Genomic DNA, 1,498 nt, shown 5'->3' on the forward strand with positions numbered 1-1,498 from the left:
TACACGGTGCCGACCAAGTCCTCGGCGACACGTGTCACGTTGCCGCGGACGTCGTAGGTGAACTCGGTCGGTGTCAGCAACGGATCGGTGATCTTGGTCGGGTAGCCGCTCGGGTCGTAAGCCGGATACTGGGTCGCGTTGCCCCGCGCATCGGTCGCCGTCGCCAGCGTCCCGTCCGCGTTGTAGACGTACGACGGCCCGAAACCAAGGCCGTTCTTCACCGTCTTTACGTTGCCGTTCGCGTCATACGTGAACGTGCTGGTCCGCCCGGCGGCGCTCGTCTTCGACAACAACACCGTCGGTTTCGCGCCGGTGGTCAGCGTCTGGTAGGTCAGCACGACACCGGGCAGGCCGTTCTTGACCGCCATCGCATCCTTCACCACCAGCGGATAGCCGGTCTTCGGGTCGTACTCCCACGTCGACACCGCGTCGTTCGGCTCTTGGAGACGGATCACGTTGTGGTCGCTGTCCCAGGCCAGCAGCGTCGCCTTGTCACCGCCGACGGCGTTCTGGTTCGCGTCCACGATCCTCGTCGTACGACCGAACGCATCCATCCGGTACGTCGTCACCGACGGCGTGGACCCGTTGACGTCAGTGACCGTGGCCGCACGCTCTTTCGCCACCGGGTCCGGATCGGCGTAGGTGAACGTGGTGTTGTTGCCGCGGCGATCGGTGTAGCTCTTGGGCCGTCCGGCGTACGCCGAGGTCTCGTTCGGCGTGTAGTACTGGACCTTGGTCTCCGCGCCGGTCTCGGAGTTGCGCGGATCCTTCACCGAGATCAGCCTCGTGTTGCTGTTGTTCGAGCCGTCGGTATAAGCGAACTGGAACGACTTCACCACCGCATCCGGGTCGAACGCGCCTGCATTGAACGGGCCACCGTCCTCGAGCTTGATCAACTGGAGCGATCCGTTGTAATTGAACTTCAGCCCGCGCCCGGACACATCGCGGATCCACGCGACATGCTTGTCGCTGCCGGGGAGATATCCCAGCGTCAGCACCTGCCGCCCACTCGCATCCAACACCGTCGTCAACCGGCCAAAGGAGTCGTAGCTGAACGACATCGTGTTCCCGTTGCGATCCACGACCGACGCCTGCCGTCGCGTCTCGGAATCGAAGAGGAACCGAGTTCCATCGGGTCGCGCGAGCACCCACTTGTTCGCGGCGCCAGGGGTCAGATCCTGCGTCAGATCAAGCGCGACACCAGCCGGACGCGTATACGTGACCTCCTGCGGAGTCCGCGTCGCCTCCCTGAAGTAGTGCGTCGTGCCATCGCCGTCCACGAACGACATGACGTTGTCGTTCACCACCGACAAGCCCTCGCCCAGCCGTGCCAACGTCGCCGGCTGCACAGAGAACCCGTACCCACTCGCCGACGACGACGTCGACGTGCCGTCCTGGCTGTTGTACGCCAACCTCACGAACGCCGACGGTCCGATCGACGGGTTCGACAACGCGTCGTACGACCACACGACGTTGCCGTTGTACAGGTTCGTCAGCA

Annotated in this window: 1 protein-coding gene and 1 pseudogene; one reads left to right on the forward strand and one right to left on the reverse strand. The window is 64.0% G+C overall.

The window, feature by feature from the left end:
* A pseudogene (locus ACIBL3_RS47255) lies at window positions 1-1,289 on the reverse strand (hypothetical protein); the annotation flags it as partial.
* Between ACIBL3_RS47255 and ACIBL3_RS47260 the strand changes: the two are divergent.
* Window positions 1,288-1,498: hypothetical protein (locus tag ACIBL3_RS47260; protein ID WP_396360621.1), on the forward strand; the 211-nt coding region annotated here is incomplete at its 3' end. The pseudogene ACIBL3_RS47255 and the gene ACIBL3_RS47260 overlap by 2 nt on opposite strands.

Source organism: Kribbella sp. NPDC050124 (assembly GCF_044460355.1).
Classification (GTDB): domain Bacteria; phylum Actinomycetota; class Actinomycetes; order Propionibacteriales; family Kribbellaceae; genus Kribbella.